We start from the raw sequence: 18,343 nt of genomic DNA, 5'->3' as shown, positions 1-18,343 counted from the left end.
ACGGTCTCGGTTATCAATGGTTGTGTGAGTTGACAAGAATCTATATAAGTACATATTAAACTGAAAATCCACCAATATTTGGCATCGATAAAGGCCAAAAGTGAATATAAATGCACCCGTTGCAACCATACTGCCTGCCAGATCCGCAAGGACTTCGCCAGGCAGTGCAATATCTGTGGGCATATAGAATCCGCTACTGCCGATACACTTTTCCATAAAGTGAAGTTCGGGGTCAGAAAGGCGTTTTTCATCTGTTTCGAGATGGCCACAACGAGCAAGAGCCTATCGGCAAGTTATGTGGCGGTGCGCTACGGTGTCACGGAAAAGACCGCCAGGCTTTTCATGCACAAGGTCAGGGAAGCAATGGCATCAAGCGGCAACAATCCCATGGACGGGGAAGTGCACGTTGACGAATTTGTCCTTGGGGGAAAGGACGAGGGAAAAACGGGAAGGAGCTATGATGGCAGGAAAAAGAAGGCGGTGACGGCCGTCCAACTTACCCGGGACGGCAGGGTAAAGAGAATGTATGCGATGAAGATCGATGATTTTTCCGCACGGTCCCTACAATACATCTTCATAAACCACATCAGTCGACAAGCACGGGTAACGACCGACAAGTGGAGGGCTACAGGCCCATAGCAAAAGCTTACGACATTGCCTAGATAGAGAGCAAAAAGGGAATGAACTTCAAAACGCTCCACACAATGATCCACCAAGTGAAATCCTGGATAAGGACGACCTATTCCTGGGTCAGCGGTGATAACCTGAACAGGTACTTCAATGAATTCTGCTTCCGGATCAACCGTTCCCAAAGCAAGGATACGATATTCAACAACCTTATCACCAAGATGGTCCAAGGGGTCAAAATATATCAACCACAATTAATAAGTAACTAACTACTGACCTCTATAAAGTCATTCAAAAATTCCACTTTGGTTGACAATTTAATACACATACCAATAAACACAGACAATAACACACCTTTATCCAGTGTACAAAACAGTATAAGGGTTAGCCTGTTTGATTACTATGCCTCAATTGAATGATATTTGGAATGCAAAATATTTTTAAAAATAAGGTTTTAAAGTTGCCTAGCATTGGATGGCAACTACCAAACCCTCCTCGGAACTCCAAGGAATCAATCGAAACTTTCTACTTTTTAGGAAATAAGTGTAGAAAAAATAAAAAAATGGGAGGGTTTAAAGATTTTTTTATAATTTGTTAACGTTTTTTGGAAAATATTACTATTGGTTTTTAAGGTAAAAGAATCAATGATTACTTTTCTTTTGGGAAAATTATCCAACTCCTTGGTTCAATTTTCCCGCTTAGGGCACTTTTTTCGTTTATACAGATTTCGCTCAGTATTTATAATTGTAGCGGCTTTGTATTAGGAATGATAGGATTTGGTCTTTAAAAGTATTGAACAAACCAGGGTTTATTGCTTTTACGAATATCAAATCCTTTAAAATAATGGCGAAAAAATGGATCGAAATAGCTTTAAACACGAACCGTATCTTGTTGAGCAGTTAAAAAAAGGCCACAAAGAAGCTTACGGCCACCTTTTCCTGTTGTACCACAAGGAACTCTGCAATTATCTTACTGCAATTTCAGGAGATTCCAAGGCGTCTGAAGAAATTGCCCAACAAGCCTTCATAAAAATATGGGAAAATCGCTCCAAACTCCAAGTAGGGAAGGGCAAATTGAAAAGATACGTTTTTAAGATCGCCTATAATGTGTTCATAGATACGCAACGTAGAAAGAAGAAGGAGCTCCAATTATTGGAAAGCCTAAGGCAACAAGCCTATTTGGAAATTGCCGAAGTGGACAGTTCCCTTTTTGAGGAACGACTTAAACGGGTGGAAAAAGAAATAGACAATCTCCCCGAACAATGTAAAAGGGTTTTTATCCTGAGTAAAAAGGAAGGATTGAAATACAAGGAAATTTCCGAACAGCTGCACATATCCATCAAAACTGTTGAAGTGCACATGGCAAGGGCCATGAAACGTCTTAGGGCACAACTTACCAGCTTCCTTTAAAATTCGTTCAATATCTCTTTCACAATTCTTCTATGTAACATCTAAGGTGAATTGCTGTTTACTTCTCAATAAAAGTGTTAAAAAAATAAATTCTTGTAAGGGTTTTTTAAAAATATCACGTCTCTTAATAAAGTGACAAAATATTTCAGATGACCAAACTTGATATTAGAAGGATAATTACAAGATATATCAACCAAGAAGCTTCTCAGGAAGAATTGGCCATTTTGTACGAATGGGTCCAAAAAGGAAACAATAAGGAGGTATTTAAAAAGTTGGTGCAAGCTGATTTTCTGGTCAATTATGAGGATAAATCGTGGGAGACCGAGGATGCTTTTGAGCATTTCCTAGGTGCTATACAAGAGAAAGAACATAAGGGAGTATGGACTTTAAATCTACCACAAGAACTTTGGAAATATGCCGCCATCATCACCATTATGGTAGGTTCCTCCTTGTTTTTTCTATTGACCCAGGCATCTCTGAACCCTGTTTCTGATGACCTACAACTGGATCCCAACCAAATTACCTTGCAATTGGACAACGGGAAAGTATTTACAATAGACCCGGAATCTGATAAAAGCCTACAAATCCATAATGGAAGTAGCTTGAAGTGGCTGGTGAAAGGAGGGGTGACCCAAAAAGATGAAAAATCCATTGGAAAAAGCAAGAAGAATACCATAAGGGTACCCTTTGGCAAAACGCTAACCATCACGCTTCAGGATGGGTCAAGGGTTATGCTCAACTCCGGTTCAAGTTTGATATATCCTTCCAGTTTTGAAGGAATGGAGAACAGAGAGGTTGCACTTAGTGGTGAGGCTTATTTTGAAATTGCCAAAAACCCGAACCACCCCTTTATCGTAAAGACCTCAAAAATGTACACTCGGGTTTATGGGACGGTGTTCAATGTTTCTGCATATGAAGATGATGAACGGAATGAAGTGGTACTGGTAGAAGGTTCCGTAGGTGTTGGAAAGCATCTCAAAGAAGGGCATGAGGTACTTCAGATGCTCGAACCTTCACAAAAAGCTTCAAGTTTGAAGGAAACGGGGCAATTTACAGTTGAGGATGTTGACGTATCCTCCTATATCTCCTGGACCAAAGGGATTTTGACCTTTCAAAATGAAGCTATGGACAATATCATTAAAAGATTGGAACGCCAATACAATGTCAAAATTGACAACACCTATAAGGAGCTTGATGAAAGACGGTTTACCGGTATGTTCGATGAGGAAAAAATTGATCATGTCCTAAGGACAATTCAGGCCCACACCCATTTTAGTTACAAGAAAAAAGATGATTTAATAATTATTGAAAAACCTAATAAACAATAGTGCCTATGAAGTGAAAACCAATAGTCCAAAAAACAATTACTAACTAACTACAAATTTAATTATGAAAAAAACCAAAACAATACGTGCGTTGGTGCCCAATTTGGGCAAAAACCTGATGTACTGCTTTTTCCTACTGTTCATGTTTGGACAGGTGAGTGCAGCTTCCTGTGCACAGTACGATAAGGTTGCCAAAAGTTTTGATGACACCAAATTGGGTGATGTTTTCGAAACCATTACCGAAACCACCGGGTATAAGTTTTTTTTCGAAGCTTCCGAAGTTGACCTTGACAAAAAAATTTCCATAGTTGGTGGAAACCTATGTGTGGAAGATTTTTTTAAGGAAGTCTTTAAAGATACCGATTTGACCTTCGAAATTATTGCAAGGCAAATTGTCATTAAGAAAAGAAACAATACTACCCTTAAGAATTCGGTTCCTCAACAAAAGGTTGAAAGTAGAAAACCTCAAACCAATCTTAAAGGTCTTGTGTTGGACGAATCCGGCATTCCCCTTGCCGGTGCCAGTGTTATCGCAAAGGGAACGAGTGTAGGAACTACCACGGATTTTGACGGTAACTTTGAGATTACCATGCCCATAGGGACCACCATCATTCAAGTGTCCTACATAGGGTACAGATCAAAAGAAGTGAATGTGTCGGGACAAACTTCCGTAACAGTGACCATGGAAGAGGATGCGGCCGCTTTGGAAGAGGTGGTCGTGGTTGGCTACGGTACCTTGGCCAAAAAGAAGGTGACAGGTTCCGTGGTGTCCGTATCTACGGAAACCATTACAGAAGTACCTGCACTTACACCTGAAGCAGCGCTTATCGGCCAAGTATCGGGAGTGCAGGTTCAAGAAGTTTCCGGTGAGCCCGGGGCGGCCCCTAATATTAGGGTAAGAGGTTCAGGGTCTATTTCGGCTGGAAATGATCCCTTGTTTGTTGTGGATGGAATACCCATTTCGCGCAACCTGACCTCTTCCAGCCAACTAGGAGGTGTTGCCAATAGACGGTCCACTTTTCAGCCACCTACCATCAATCCCTTGGCTACCTTAAATCCCAACGACATTGAATCGATCCAAGTATTGAAGGATGCTAGTGCCGCTGCTATTTATGGCTCCCGTGGTGGCAATGGAGTGTTGCTCATTACAACAAAAAAAGGATCGAATGGGGACGAGGGAGTCTATTCGTTTGATTCTTATGTAAGCATGCAGTCCGTTGCCAACAAACTGGATTTGATGAATGCAGAGGAATTGATCGATTTTACCAGGGATGCAAGAAACAATGCATATCTACAATCGGTTGAAGGAGCCTCAATCGACGACCCGATAGGCCCAGGGGAAAGAGGCAATGGAAATTATGAGATGCCCGAATCCTTTTTGAGCTGGGATGGAACCGATACGGATTGGCAAGATCTTTTATTTAAAACAGGGGTAGTCCAAAGCTATAATTTTTCATATGCTTCACCAGTTAAAAACAAGACCAGCTTTTATGCTTCCACGGGATACTTTTCCCAGACCGGTATTATTGAAAAGGCAAAATTTGAGCGTTATTCCGTCTTACTTAATTTGAATTCCCAACTATCGGAAAAGTTAAATTTGGATTTGAGATTGGCACCAACAGTGACCGAAAACCAAAGGGTTCCTGCATCATCCCCCTATTTTGCTACACCTCCCGGTATTGTTTATTCCGGAATTGTGCACTCACCTACGGTGAGTCCCTATAACCCCAATGGTACCATTAACCAGTTGAACAACCAATCTTATTTGGGCAGTGGAACTACCACAGCAAGTAATCCTTTGGCCATAATTGAGGCAGTGGACGATCAAATTTTCCAATTCCAGACCCGGGGAACCCTTGGACTTACCTATGATATTCTTCCTGAACTTAGCTTTAAAACCTTCGGAGGAGTCTATATCAACTTGTTCAACCAAGACTTTTATCGTGCCAACACACTATTATATCGAAATTCAGCAGACGGTAATCCTTACGGACAGGCATCTTCCTCTACGGAAACCAACTGGTTGTGGGAGAATACCCTTAATTGGAAAAAGGAATTTGGAAACCATTATTTTGATGCGGTTTTGGGATATACCGCACAAAAGGATAATTTGACCTTGAAACAAGTGCTGGCCAATAACCATCCAGATGACTTGGTACCAACGGTAAGTGGAGGTCAGGTTTTCGGAGGGACGTCGGTAAAAGAACAGTGGTCTTTGTTGTCCTCCCTCTTTAGGGTAAATTATAGTTACAAGGACAAATACCTATTTACCGGAACATTTCGTTCCGATAAATCCTCAAGGTTTGGCAAAAACAACCAAACGGGCTACTTCCCATCCTTTTCAATGGGTTGGAGGTTGAATGAGGAATCGTTTCTGAAGGGTTCTGAAACCATTTCTGAATTAAAACTAAGGGCAAGCTGGGGTCAAACGGGAAACTTTGAGATTCCTAACTATGGGGCCGTTGGTTTATTGTCCCCTCAAAACTACAACCTTGGAGGAAATGAGATCAACGGATTGGTGCAAAGCACCATTCCCAACCCGAACCTGACTTGGGAGAAATCCGAACAAATTGATGTAGGTATTGAATTGGGATTGTTCAATAATAGGGTTTTTCTATTGGCGGATTATTATGATACCAAAACAAGAGATCTTCTATTGAATGTGGCCATATCCTCGGTTTCAGGTTTTGAGACCACTTTGAGAAATCTTGGAGAAGTGCAGAATAGGGGTTTTGAAGTTGCTTTGAGCACTAAAAACTTTGTAGGCGACTTTACATGGAATACCGATATTAATTTTGCTGCCAATACGAATGAGGTACTGGCTTTGAATGAGGGCAACGAACCCATCTATTCTTCCGGAAGTGCTGGTGTGAGGCATGTTACCCGTGTCGGTGACCCCATTGGTAGCTACTATGGTTATGTGGTGGACGGCATTTATCAATCCCAAGGGGAAATCGATAATGCACCTTTTGATACACAGGCACCAGATCCAGCACCGGGCGATTTTAAGTTCAAGGACATTGATGGTGATGGGGAGATAACCCCTGACGATAGAACGGTGACCGGAAGTTATTTTCCGGATTTTACTTGGGGTATCAATAACCGATTGACCTTTAAAAATATCGACTTTAGTTTTTTGGTCCAAGGAGTAGAAGGAAATGAAATATTGAACCTAACTTCTAGGCATATGAAGAATGGAGAGGCCAATTTTAACTCCTATGCCATATTCAATGAGCGATGGAGATCTTCATCCGATCCCGGCAATGGATCCATTCCACGAGCGGACAGGGAGTCCGGTAACCACGGGAACAATAATCGGCCCTCTTCATTTCAGGTAGAGGATGGTTCTTATGTACGTTTGAGAAATGTGACCTTGGGCTATACATTGCCGACCGAAAAGTTTTTTGGAAGCAAGATTCAAAAACTTAGGTTTTATGTTACCGCTACCAACCTCTTTACCATTACCGATTATCTCGGTTATAACCCTGAGGTCAGTAGTATTACGACGAATAGTTTGACACCGGGAGAAGACTACGGAGCATTCCCTTTGACCAAGTCATTTACCATGGGTGTAAACCTAAAGTTTTAATCTAAAACACGGAAAAAATGAAACGAATTCTATATATCATGCTATGTACGGCTCTTTTTGCCGGATGTAGTGAAGACTTTACCGATCTCGCACCCATATCCAATAGAAACGAGGCTGATTTTTACAATGCCCCCGAAGACTTCGAGGTAGCCATCAATGCCAGCTATGCCGGACTACAGAGCACTGGGGTTTATGGTCGTGGTTATTGGACCATGTTCGAGATGCGTAGCGACAATACTGACCAGGGCCCAGATGCCACTGGACTTGCTCGGCAATATACCGAGATCAATTCCTTTACCGAAGATGCACTCAACGAACAGATTACTTCTGCCTGGAGCGAGTCCTATAGGGTAATCGCCAATTGTAATGTAATTTTGGATCGTATCCCCTCCATAGAAATGGATGCACCACTCCAAAACAGGATTACTGGGGAAGCTTTATTCATTCGTTCTTTGATTTATTATCATTTGGCCATCGGCTTTGGAAATATCCCATTGCAACTTACGCCATATACCAGTGGGGATGCACTGGTGCAGGTCGATGAAATTACCGTTTTGGAACAGTTGGTGACAGATTTGGCCACAGCCGAAGAAAACCTGCCCGTTTCCTATTCAGGAAGTGAAGTAGGCAAAGCGACCAAGGGAGCAGCGGCCAGCCTGTTGGCCAAGGTTCATTTGACCTTGGGGAATAATACAGCAGCGGAAACGGTCTTGCGACGCATCATTGCAGATTATGGGTATGAGTTATTGCCTGATTATGCCGATTTATGGGGAGTTGCCAATGAAAACAATCCAGAATCGATTTTCGAAGTACAGTATATCAGTGGGGGTATCGGACAGGGCAGTCTTTTTACCAATGACTTTTCTCCTAGTACCGATTTGCAAACTGGTTCCGGGTTTGGACGAAACCGACCAACTGTTTCCATTCAGGAAGCTTATGAAGAGGGAGATTTGAGGTACGAAGTCTCCATGGGGGCTACCTATGTGAATTTGGAAGGGGAAACCGTGGAGGCAAGGCATATCAGAAAGTACCAATCCGATTTGGCCGTAGAGAACGACTCCGATACCAATTTTGTGGTCTTTAGGTATGCCGATGTATTGTTGATGTTGGCAGAAGCCCTCGGAGAAACACCTGAGAGTTATGATTTGATCAATACAGTTAGGAATAGGGCTGGTCTTGCGGATATCGATGCGTCGACACCGGGCACGTTTGAACAAAAATTGTTGCATGAACGAAGAGTGGAGCTGGCCTTTGAAAACCATAGATGGCCCGACTTAAAACGATTTGGTGCCACAGGCCTGGTCCCTGATGCCGAAACCTTCATTACAAGTACCCGACCGTATTTCTTTATTCCACAACGAGAAATGGATATCAATCCAAATTTTGTACAAAACTAAAAGCGTTATATCTGAAAGAAAGTGCATGTTTTCATTAAGTTAGTTTGATTGAACCCCATACCATGGATTACCTACTTATTACTATGCGCCAATCGATCTGATTCTTGTTTTTAAATAATGGATTAAAAGGTTGTCCTCGTGATGACCGGCACTACAATTGTAAAATTTTAACAAATCAAATACCCAATAAAATAATGAGAAAATTAATTATGGCCCTTTGTTTATGCTTTGCATTTACAACCCTTCAGGCCCAACAAAAAAAAGTCTTGAACATTTTGGCCATTGGGGCACATCCCGATGATTGCGATTCGAAATTTGGTGGTACGGCCGCACTATTTGCCCAAATGGGACACAAGGTAAAATTCTTGGCCCTTACCAATGGTGATGCCGGTCATTATGCCATGGGAGGAGGAGTTTTGGCAAAAAAACGTAGACAAGAGGCGAAAGATGCAGCCAAAGCATTGGGAATCGCCGAATATGAAGTATTGGACAATCATGATGGAGAACTCTTCCCTACCTTGAATGTTAGACTGGAAGTAATCCGTCGGATCAGGGACTGGGACGCTGATATTGTTTTGGGCCTTCGTCCAAATGATTATCACCCAGACCATAGAAATGCCGGATCCGTAGTACAGGATGCAGCCTACATGAACATTGTACCCAACGTAGCTCCCGATACCCCACCTTTAAAAAAGAATCCTGTCTTTCTGTATATGAGCGATCATTTTAAAAAACCATATCCGTTTCAGAAAGATATCGCCGTTGTGATTGACGATGTAATCGATATCAAGGTAAAGGGATTGGCCGCTCACGATTCACAGATGTTCGAATGGTTGCCATGGACCAATGGGGTGGATGTTTCGACCATACCTAAGGGGGAACAGGAACGATTGGCTTGGCTTAAGGATAAGTGGATGAACCGAACTGCTGATGCCAATACCTTGGAAGCTGTCAAAAGATGGTATCCAAACCTCGATGTTTCAAAAGTAAAACACGTGGAATACTTTGAGATATGTGAATACGGTAAGCAACCCACCGATGAGGAAATTAAGGAAATGTTCCCCATGTTGGGTGCCAAATAAGAAAATAAACCCCCAGAGAGTAACCAAAATTAAATAACCAACCAATTAACTATGGAGACCAGCAAGCCCACGACCAAAAGATACATCCACATTATCGGTTTGGTAATGATCGTATTTTTTGTGATATCCTTCATTACCAATATCCTTAATTCCATTATAGTGGATGTTAAGGATAGCTTTGACCTGAGTCTTACTTTAACAGGCCTATTGCCGTTCACTTTCTTTATAGCATATGGCATTATGTCCATACCGGCAGGCTTCTTATCCGAAAAGTATAGTGAAAGGACATTGCTATCGGTTTCATTTTTGGTCATGGCGCTTGCTTCCCTGGGTTTTGCTCTATTTCCGCAATACGGTGTTTTTAGCATCACCCTTTTCGTATTGGGTTGCTGTATGGCCGTACTTCAGGTAATTATTAACCCAATGTTGCGAGTAGCAGGGGGAGAGGAACATTTCGCTTTCAACTCCGTACTGGCGCAACTGGTTTTTGGGGCCGCCTCGTTCCTTAGTCCTTATTTGTATAAATATTTGGTAAGTAAGGATAACCGAAGGGATACTTTAGCCGAAATGTTACGCGGATGGGTGCCGCAAGATTTGCCTTGGGCATCGCTATACATTGTGTTCGCAGTAATTTGTTTGGTATTGTTTTTCTATGTCTTTTTGACCAGGTATCCCAAGTTTGAGAAAACCGAGGAAGAAAAAGCCGGTGATACCAGTTCGTATTGGGATTTAATAAAGAACAAGTGGACCATTCTCTATTTCTTGGGAATTTTTTGCTATGTAGGTACGGAGCAAGGTGTCGGAAACTGGATTTCACAGTTTTTGAGCCAATATCACGGATTGGACCCACAGACAGTGGGTGCAAATACAGTTTCTTATTTCTGGGCCATGTTGACCGTGGGATGCTTATTGGGTCTATTGCTCTTGAAATTTATGGATAGTCGAAAATTACTGATTTTGGCCACATCCATAACAATTGTTAGCCTCGTTTTGGCGCTTACCGGTTCAGCACAAATGGCGTTGATAGGTTTCCCGATGGTAGGATTCTTTATTTCCGTGATGTACTCCATCATATTTTCTCTCGCACTTAACTCTGTTAAAGAACATCATGGATCATTATCAGGTATACTTTGTACCGGCATTGCCGGGGGTGCTGTAATTCCATTTATAGTGGGAGGTTTGGGTGAATTGATGTCATTGAAATCAGGGATGTTCTTTTTGATTATACCCTTGATTTTCATCCTATCCATAGGATTTTGGGCCAAACCTTTGGTGAACAATAAGACTATAAGCTTAAAAAAGGACTAGTGGAAAAAGAAAATAGGACAGTTTTAGGGGTTGATGTAGGAGGTACTAAAATCAAAGCGGGAAGAGTTTTGGGAAAGGATGTGGTACAAAGCAGTCTTTCCAAAGTAAATCGGGATGATTCAGAGGAGACTTCCCTCTCAAAATTATTTAATACCATTGATGCGGTCCTGACCGACGATGTTGAAGCTATTGGGATTGGGGTTCCTGCAGTTGTTGACCCAGATTCTGGTGTTGTATATGATGTGCAGAACATTCCAGCATGGAAAAAAGTCCCTTTAAAAGCGCTTGTACAAAAGCAATTTAATGTTCCGGTGCATTTAAATAATGATGCCAATTGTTTTGCGCTTGGCGAAAAACATTTTGGGAAGGCGAAGCAATATACCAATTGTGTGGCACTTTCTTTAGGTACCGGACTCGGTATGGGAATTTTAATAGACAATAAGTTATACAACGGCGTTTTGTGCGGTGCTGGTGAAGTGGGCATGCTTCCTTACAAAAATGGCATTATGGAACAATATGCAGGAAGCTTCTTTTTTGAAAGGGAATATGGAGAGTCTGCCAAAGTCCTTTATCAAAAAGCATTGGATAAAAATGAAATTGCCTTGACCGCCTTTAGGGAATACGGGGTGCATTTGGGGGAAGCCTTAAAGGCCATTCTCTATTTATTTGCTCCTGAATCTATAATACTTGGTGGGTCCATAAGCAGTGCCTATCCATTTTTTAAAACTTCGTTGCAAGAGGCTATCGATTCGTTTGCCTATCAAAAACAATTGGAAAATTTTAAAATCGAAACATCAGATTTGGTGGATTCACCCATTTTGGGTGCAGCCGCACTAGGTCTGTAAAATGAATAACCTTTCTACACAAATGAGAATAATAATAACAGTGTTGCTAGCAAGTTTTCTACTCAAATCTTGTTCACAGCCCGCAGTAACAGGGAAACAGGTGAGTATTACCGTGGAGGACAATAAAAAGGGAGCCCCCATAACTCTTGGGATACCTTTCCCAAAAGGAGAGTTGAATTCGGTAGATCATCTACGTTTGCTAACTTCCGATGGAACAGAAATTCCATGCCAGACTACAGAAGTCAGTAATTGGGGACCTGTTGACGATAGTGTTAAATGGGTGTGGGTGTTCTTTTTTTCGGAGGATACCCAAGACTATGTTTTGGAATATGGGGACGGTGTTGTTCCTATGTTGCCCAAAGAGAAAATCATCTCAACCAACAATATGAGGCCTCAAGGCGGGATTGATGTAAACACTGGCCCGATATCTTTTTCAATTCATAAAAAGGGCAATGGCTTTTTAGATGAGGTTTTTTTGGATTCCAATAATGACGGAAAGTTTGACACCGAAGAATTAATAGCATCCTCACCGGAAAGACATAGGGGGTCATTTTTGGATTTATTGGATGATTCGGGAATAGATGCCTCAAAAGCAGTGATCAATGAAGTGTTCAGGGAAAAGGGTTCTGGCCCCATGCATACTATTTTCCGAATAGAGGGCACCTATACCTACAGCAGGGAGGATAATAATTTATCACCATTTACGATTTGGTTACATGCCTATGCAGGTAAGAGCTATATAAAAGTGTTGCACACCATGACCTATACTGGTATTCCAGACAAACACAAAAAACTAGAAGGCCAACATGCCAATATTGCAACCCAGAACAAAAAAATCATTACAGAGCATACGGAAGATGATATGGGCTGGACCCAACCGAACGACCAGATAGCTGCCATTGGACTTCAGTTTAAATATCATTTGGACGATAATGTGAACGTTTCAATGCCCCTTTATGAAGGGTCTTGGAAAAACGATGAGGCAAAAACAGTAATGGAGGAAGTTACCGCAAATGGGGAAACACCGATTCAATTATTGCAAAAGGGACCGGATAGGCGCAAAACCACCAGTTTAAGAAGCCTTTACCTTAACAACTTCAATAAGAAAGGTGGGAATGACGAGTCAGAAAAAGATTTGGAATTTAAGGCAACCGTCTCTAAAGGCGAAGCTAATGTGGCCCAGGCACAAAAAGCCAAAGGTTGGGTCAATGTGACCGATGGAAAAAGAGGCGTGGGTCTTGGTATAAAGAATTTTATGAAAGAGCACCCAAAAGGGATAGAGGTTGACCCCGCCAACAATACTCTTTTGGGAAGTATTTGGCCCAAAGAAAATGGCCCAATGAACTTTGCTAGGCACAATACGGAACCTGATGGAGGTATGCTGGACAATTTTGCGCAAGGTATCACAAAGACCACGGAGTTTGTTTATTATTTCCACGATGATGATGCTACGGAATCCGTAGGGAAAAAAATGGAATATGTTATTGAAAGTCCCGTCGCACACGCCACTCCCCAGTGGTATACCGACTCAAAAGTTTATGGGAACATGGCACCGGCCTCCGTAACCTACCCGGAGTTTGAAAATGCATTGCAATACAGATACCAATGGTGGGCCTATAACCAAAAACATGAACCATGGTACGGGATATTCAACTATGGAGATGGCAAAAGTTATTTTTTTAACGGGAAATGGGTGCAATGGACCAATAATGAACCGATGGTCGATTTTATGTTGTGGACCAATTTTATGAGGACCGGTGACCCCAAATATTTCAAATTGGCTCAGGCCATGAGTCGGCACACTATGGATGTTGACAATGTCCATTGGCCGAAAAAGCGAACCTATTATGGTGAGGTCAACGATGCCATTGATTTTTGGAACTTTGAGGACGAACCGGAATCAACCCCGTATTTAGGTATTGGCCGAAGGCACGCCAATGAACATTGGTACGCATTGCTAAGTGCCCACGTATGGATACAAGGTTGGATCGCAGATTATTATTTGTCAGCAGACCATCGAGCTTTGGAGGTCGCAAAAATGACAGGTGATACCTATATAAAAAGGATTTGGGGTGAACACGACCTTAGGGGAAGACGTCTGTATTTGTCGGTTTTAAACCTGGTCGAACTCTATGATGCGACCAAGCTCCGGAAATACAAGGACGAACTGGACGAAAGGGTAGGGCTGATGCTGGAACTACAAGAACGTCAAGGTGGCAACCTACTGCTTGATCGATATGGGTATAGCCAAACCTATGTAGCACAGGGTTTATATAAATATCAACAAATAACAGGAAAGGAGAAAGTGAAAAAAGCATTGTTAAAACATGCCAGATGGGTTCGTGACGTACCTCCCTTGAACCACGAAATGGAATCCTATTTAGCGACCATATATCCCTTGTTGCTAGGATTTGAAATAAGTGGGGAAAGAAGCTACTTGGATGAAGCCATGTCAAGAGCTGAAATACTTAAAATCGGTGTGCTCCCCCAAAAACCCGAAGCCTATGAATCGACCAATGAATATAGTGAAGACCTTTTGAAAATATCAAACCTGCCCATGAGCAAGGGCCGTTTTACCAATTGGCAAACAAACCAAGGACTTCGTGTATTTGGATGGACGCACGCATACAACATTCCTTATTTGCTTTACTGGATGGATAGGGAAAACATGGACTAAATCTAGGTCACTTACCAAAGGGGGGGGGTAGCCTTTGGCCACCGCCCTTTTTTCTAGTACATAACTAAATAACTAAAACATGTCGTACAAGCGATTTGGTGCTGTATTGGGCCCTCTTCTATTTGTTTTGATTCATTTCTTTTTTAATGGGGAAGACCTGTCCGAGGAAGGAAGGGACATATTGGCAGCCACTGTATGGATTGGTGTTTGGTGGGTGTTCGAGGTGCTTCCCATAGCGGTGACCGCACTGCTTCCCATAATTATTTTTCCATTAATGGACACGATACCCTTGGGAGACACCACGGCAAGTTATGGTCATAAGTATGTATTTCTGTACATGGGGGGCTTTATGTTGGCCATGGCCATAGAAAAATGGAACCTCCACAAAAGAATAGCCCTTCAGATCATTAAGACCATAGGCACAAATATGTATACGATAGTCCTGGGGTTTATGGTGGCCACTGCCTTTCTTTCCATGTGGATCTCCAATACCGCAACTACAGTAATGGTATTGCCCATGGCAATTTCCATAGTCAAACAACTCAAGGATAATCCGGATACACCAGAAGATGAAAACAAAGTTTTCAGTAAATTATTGATGTTGGCCATTGCCTATGCCGCATCTATTGGAGGTATTGCCACATTGATTGGAACGCCTCCAAATTTGGTATTTGCCGGATTCGTTCAAAAAACATATGGTGTGGACATAAGCTTTTGGCAATGGATGAAATTTGGTTTTCCAGTTGCATCGGTATTATTGGTGTTGGCATGGTTGTACCTGACAAGGCTCGCATATCCGATGGAGAAGGGACGTTTTCCTGGAGGGAAACAAGAAATAGATAGATTATTAAAGGAATTGGGACCCATGGGTAGGGAAGAAAAAACGGTGCTATTTGTTTTCGTACTAACAGCTTTTTGCTGGATAACCCGATCTTTTTTGCTGCAGAAGTTCATTCCAAATATTGATGACACCATAATTGCGATTGCATCGGCCATTGTTCTTTTTATCATTCCTGCGAACAGGTCTGGTGAACCACTTATAAAATGGAACGAAGCAGTTCGGATACCTTGGGGGATTATCCTCTTGTTTGGAGGCGGAATAGCCATAGCCAAAGGTTTTCAAGACACTGGTCTGGCAACCTATCTCGGAGGGCAAATGACATTTTTTGATGGACTGCCCCTTTTTGTATTGTTGTTGCTGGTCATTACCTGCGTCAATTTTTTAACTGAGGTAACATCCAATTTGGCCACAACCGCAATGATGCTTCCTGTGTTGGCACCATTGGCACTTACCTTGAGCATTAATCCATATTTATTGATGGTGGCATGTACCTCGGCAGCTTCGTGTGCTTTTATGCTGCCGGTGGCCACACCGCCCAATGCCGTGGTTTTTGGGTCTGGATATCTACGTATACCGGATATGGTTCGCACCGGTTTTTTAATGAATATTTTATCGATTGTATTAATGGCCTCAGCTGTTTATTTTTTTCTACCGATAATTATGGATTTTGTCTAAATTGGAATACAGTTGATAATTAGCAACTTCGATTTGTTGTATTTATACTAGGAAATTTCAAAATTTACACGAAGATGTTCCATGGGATGCCCTGTTTTAGAACTAAAAGTATAAAATACTGGATAACAATCAATTAAAATTGGGCGGCACAACCTATCAACCCGACGAACCACTAAATAGGTGGTATCAAAGCACTGTCAACTGACTGATTTACAGCGCTTCTTGTTTTTTATGCATTCATCTGATATTAAATAAAACCATATAAAAGGTGTAGAGTTCGATGAATGGTTCGGTACGTTCCTTGTACATAATTTAGCTACAGTTTGACGCTGTTAATAGGTGGTTTGCAAACCTGTTTTGTTTAAGTATCATGTTAAATTCCAACATTTTAAAGGTCGTTCTCTTCACAAGAGATACTTCCAACAACCTTGAAAAATTGAGCATTTATGCTCAAATCACCGTCAACGGAAAACGGGCCGAGATCAGCCTTAAAAGAAGCTTTCCCTCCAAAGTGTGGGACAATTCACGGAACCGGGGCAGGGGAGGTTCATAGAGGATTAGGGCATTGAACTGGATGGGACGGATTATGAGAACCACTAAAACGGAAAGTTTGAGCCACTTTTTATTCTACTGTAAATGAATGTGAGTCAATGACTTATTGGTAATTTAACTATGCTCACTTTTTCCGGCGAAAGTGGTATACCATGCCCGTTTTTTGCACTCAAAAGAAGGAAAGAGCATCAAATTCAAAAGTTGAAACTATGACCTAACTTTGGACCGGTCCAGTTCAGATTCATAATTTTATCGTTATAACGGTAATTCAATACGCCTTTTTGATTATCATTCAATTTTTCAAGTGTGAATGATATATTTTACTGTTATGGCGGTAAAATTGGAGTTTTTACATTTTTTTATGCGCCCTGTAATAGTAAATAACCTATATTTACTGCTAAAACGGTAAAAATGAATAATTTTAGTTTAGGTTCTATGGTAAAGGACCATCGTAAGAAAGCAGGGCTTACACAGCTTGAATTGGCCAATTTGGCTGGAGTTGGGAAAACCACCGTTTTTGATATTGAAAAAGATAAAGAGACTGTTCGTTGGAACAATCTTTTAGCAGTGCTCGAGGTTTTAAATATAAAAGTGGAATTTACAAGTCCATTGACAACTGAACAATGATGAGAAAGGCAGTTGTATATACCCATGGCAAAAGAGCAGGAGTACTTACCGAAGTTTCTCCAAATGAATATCATTTTGATTATGATGAAGATTATGATGGAGATTCTATCTCATTGACCATGCCAGTAAGCCAGAAAAAATACAGTTTTAAATCATTCCCCCCCTTTTTTGAAGGTTTGTTGCCTGAGGGTGTAATGTTGCAGGGGCTATTGAGGATTGTAAAAATTGATCAAAAGGATTATTTCTCACAATTAATGGCGACAGGTGCTGATCTGGTTGGTGCAATAACCGTAAAACCAATGGAGGATGAATAGGTGCCCAATCACATACGAACTGTGCGGTACGGCGAAATACAGTGGGAGAGGACTAAAAATGATTGCACCCAAATTAACCGATCTGAAGGATTTACCCTATTCAGCAGCCGAATTGAGACGGGAATCAGCAAATAGGGCCAAGAAACTATCCATCCAAGGGGTACAACCTAAATTAAGTGCAACTGTTTCCGTGGTTGACCAGGAATTTAAAATTGTAGATCAATTCGGAACCTACATCATAAAACCGCAAAATGATTTATTTCCCCAGTTGCCCGAAAATGAGGACCTGACCATGCGCATGGCTAAAGCCTATGGCTTGAATGTTCCATTTCATGGGATGGTATATGCCAAGGATGGCAGTCTCTCGTATTTTATAAAACGTTTCGATCGTTATGGCAAGGGAAAGAAATACGCTGTGGAGGATTTTGCACAATTAACGGGAAATACGAGGGATACCAAATACCGCTTTACCATGGAAAGAGTAGTTCCCGTTGTTGATGAGTTTTGTTCATTTCCCGTTGTTGAAAAGGCTGATTTTTTTAAAAGGATAATTTTCTGTTATGTAACTGGAAATGAGGATATGCATTTAAAAAACTTTTCCTTGATTACAAAAAACGGAAAAACCACCTTGGCACCAGCCTATGATCTATTGAATTCCACAATTTCCATTAAAAATCCAGAAGAAGAAATCGCATTGACCTTAAAAGGAAAAAAAAGCAATTTCATAGCATCGGATTTTATTGGTTATTATGCGAAAGAGCGATTACAATTGAATGATAGAATAATTGAAGTGATTCTTGGGGACATGTATCAGGCAACTCCAAAATGGAAGGAGTTGATAGCAGTTTCTTTTCTTTCGGATGAAATGAAAGAGAAATATCTAAATCTATTGGAGTCGAGATTGAAATTGTTTTGATGCCGATGTTAAGGCTCAGCAGTTTTTTGGGAGGATAGTTAATTCCTATTGATTCTTTCTATAATTTTATATCATGAAATGAGGGCAAATCTTATTTCAAAAGCTCTTTTTTTGATTTTGTTGTGCAATCAGGTGTGCATGATTTTTGAAATTGTCATA

13 protein-coding genes and 1 pseudogene are annotated in these 18,343 nt (G+C 41.3%); all 14 read left to right on the top strand.

Annotated elements, in window-relative coordinates:
- Positions 1-54 precede the first annotated feature (54 nt).
- The 14 genes and pseudogenes from MURRU_RS16515 (at position 55) to MURRU_RS16445 (ending at position 18,184) form a co-directional block, all read left to right on the top strand.
- Positions 55-896: pseudogene (locus tag MURRU_RS16515) on the top strand (IS1595 family transposase).
- Positions 897-1,481: 585 nt separating this feature from the next.
- Positions 1,482-2,036 (top strand): RNA polymerase sigma factor, encoded by a 555-nt coding sequence (locus tag MURRU_RS16505; RefSeq protein ID WP_014034624.1) that lies wholly within the window; start codon positions 1,482-1,484, stop codon positions 2,034-2,036.
- A 149-nt stretch (positions 2,037-2,185) separates the two neighbouring features.
- On the top strand, positions 2,186-3,364 hold the full coding sequence (locus MURRU_RS17505) for a FecR family protein (protein WP_014034623.1): 1,179 nt from the start codon (positions 2,186-2,188) through the stop codon (positions 3,362-3,364).
- A gap of 61 nt (positions 3,365-3,425) precedes the next feature.
- Positions 3,426-6,950: a TonB-dependent receptor gene (locus MURRU_RS16495; protein ID WP_014034622.1), complete on the top strand. Its 3,525-nt coding sequence runs from the start codon at positions 3,426-3,428 to the stop codon at positions 6,948-6,950.
- A 17-nt stretch (positions 6,951-6,967) separates the two neighbouring features.
- Positions 6,968-8,347: a RagB/SusD family nutrient uptake outer membrane protein gene (locus tag MURRU_RS16490; RefSeq protein WP_014034621.1), complete on the top strand. Its 1,380-nt coding sequence runs from the start codon at positions 6,968-6,970 to the stop codon at positions 8,345-8,347.
- A 194-nt stretch (positions 8,348-8,541) separates the two neighbouring features.
- A complete protein-coding gene (locus MURRU_RS16485) occupies positions 8,542-9,429 on the top strand; it encodes a PIG-L deacetylase family protein (protein WP_014034620.1) in 888 nt (295 codons plus the stop codon).
- Positions 9,430-9,480: 51 nt separating this feature from the next.
- Positions 9,481-10,737, top strand: a complete 1,257-nt coding sequence (locus MURRU_RS16480) for an MFS transporter (protein WP_014034619.1) — start codon at positions 9,481-9,483, stop codon at positions 10,735-10,737.
- On the top strand, positions 10,737-11,582 hold the full coding sequence (locus tag MURRU_RS16475; RefSeq protein ID WP_014034618.1) for an ROK family protein: 846 nt from the start codon (positions 10,737-10,739) through the stop codon (positions 11,580-11,582). The genes MURRU_RS16480 and MURRU_RS16475 overlap by 1 nt, the downstream gene beginning before the upstream one ends.
- Before the next feature lie 22 nt (positions 11,583-11,604).
- On the top strand, positions 11,605-14,259 hold the full coding sequence (locus MURRU_RS16470; RefSeq protein ID WP_014034617.1) for an exo-rhamnogalacturonan lyase family protein: 2,655 nt from the start codon (positions 11,605-11,607) through the stop codon (positions 14,257-14,259).
- 79 nt (positions 14,260-14,338) lie between these two features.
- A complete protein-coding gene (locus tag MURRU_RS16465; protein WP_014034616.1) occupies positions 14,339-15,775 on the top strand; it encodes an SLC13 family permease in 1,437 nt (478 codons plus the stop codon).
- Between the two features lie 370 nt (positions 15,776-16,145).
- The gene (locus tag MURRU_RS16460) at positions 16,146-16,328 is read left to right on the top strand and encodes an Arm DNA-binding domain-containing protein (protein ID WP_014034615.1); all 183 of its coding nucleotides are present in this window, start codon (positions 16,146-16,148) and stop codon (positions 16,326-16,328) included.
- 410 nt (positions 16,329-16,738) lie between these two features.
- Positions 16,739-16,954 (top strand): type II toxin-antitoxin system Y4mF family antitoxin, encoded by a 216-nt coding sequence (locus tag MURRU_RS16455; protein ID WP_014034003.1) that lies wholly within the window; start codon positions 16,739-16,741, stop codon positions 16,952-16,954.
- On the top strand, positions 16,951-17,268 hold the full coding sequence (locus MURRU_RS16450) for a HipA N-terminal domain-containing protein (protein WP_014034004.1): 318 nt from the start codon (positions 16,951-16,953) through the stop codon (positions 17,266-17,268). The genes MURRU_RS16455 and MURRU_RS16450 overlap by 4 nt, the downstream gene beginning before the upstream one ends.
- Positions 17,269-17,326: 58 nt before the next feature.
- Positions 17,327-18,184 carry a HipA domain-containing protein gene (locus MURRU_RS16445; protein ID WP_245545040.1) on the top strand — a complete coding sequence of 286 codons (858 nt, stop codon included), beginning with the start codon at positions 17,327-17,329 and terminating at the stop codon, positions 18,182-18,184.
- Positions 18,185-18,343: the final 159 nt, after the last annotated feature.

The organism is Allomuricauda ruestringensis DSM 13258 (assembly GCF_000224085.1).
GTDB classification, from domain to species: domain Bacteria; phylum Bacteroidota; class Bacteroidia; order Flavobacteriales; family Flavobacteriaceae; genus Flagellimonas; species Flagellimonas ruestringensis.
The sequence above is the reverse complement of the archived record's forward strand: the minus strand, read 5'-3'. Positions and strand labels throughout refer to the sequence as shown.

What these genes read in the sequence shown, in the direction of transcription:
- MURRU_RS16505 (WP_014034624.1), top strand. Translation starts at nt 1,482, where the DNA reads ATGGATCGAAATAGCTTTAAACACGAACCGTATCTTGTTGAGCAGTTA.
- MURRU_RS17505 (WP_014034623.1), top strand. Translation starts at nt 2,186, where the DNA reads ATGACCAAACTTGATATTAGAAGGATAATTACAAGATATATCAACCAA.
- MURRU_RS16495 (WP_014034622.1), top strand. Translation starts at nt 3,426, where the DNA reads ATGAAAAAAACCAAAACAATACGTGCGTTGGTGCCCAATTTGGGCAAA.
- MURRU_RS16490 (WP_014034621.1), top strand. Translation starts at nt 6,968, where the DNA reads ATGAAACGAATTCTATATATCATGCTATGTACGGCTCTTTTTGCCGGA.
- MURRU_RS16485 (WP_014034620.1), top strand. Translation starts at nt 8,542, where the DNA reads ATGAGAAAATTAATTATGGCCCTTTGTTTATGCTTTGCATTTACAACC.
- MURRU_RS16480 (WP_014034619.1), top strand. Translation starts at nt 9,481, where the DNA reads ATGGAGACCAGCAAGCCCACGACCAAAAGATACATCCACATTATCGGT.
- MURRU_RS16470 (WP_014034617.1), top strand. Translation starts at nt 11,605, where the DNA reads ATGAGAATAATAATAACAGTGTTGCTAGCAAGTTTTCTACTCAAATCT.
- MURRU_RS16465 (WP_014034616.1), top strand. Translation starts at nt 14,339, where the DNA reads ATGTCGTACAAGCGATTTGGTGCTGTATTGGGCCCTCTTCTATTTGTT.
- MURRU_RS16460 (WP_014034615.1), top strand. Translation starts at nt 16,146, where the DNA reads ATGTTAAATTCCAACATTTTAAAGGTCGTTCTCTTCACAAGAGATACT.
- MURRU_RS16455 (WP_014034003.1), top strand. Translation starts at nt 16,739, where the DNA reads ATGAATAATTTTAGTTTAGGTTCTATGGTAAAGGACCATCGTAAGAAA.
- MURRU_RS16450 (WP_014034004.1), top strand. Translation starts at nt 16,951, where the DNA reads ATGATGAGAAAGGCAGTTGTATATACCCATGGCAAAAGAGCAGGAGTA.
- MURRU_RS16445 (WP_245545040.1), top strand. Translation starts at nt 17,327, where the DNA reads ATGATTGCACCCAAATTAACCGATCTGAAGGATTTACCCTATTCAGCA.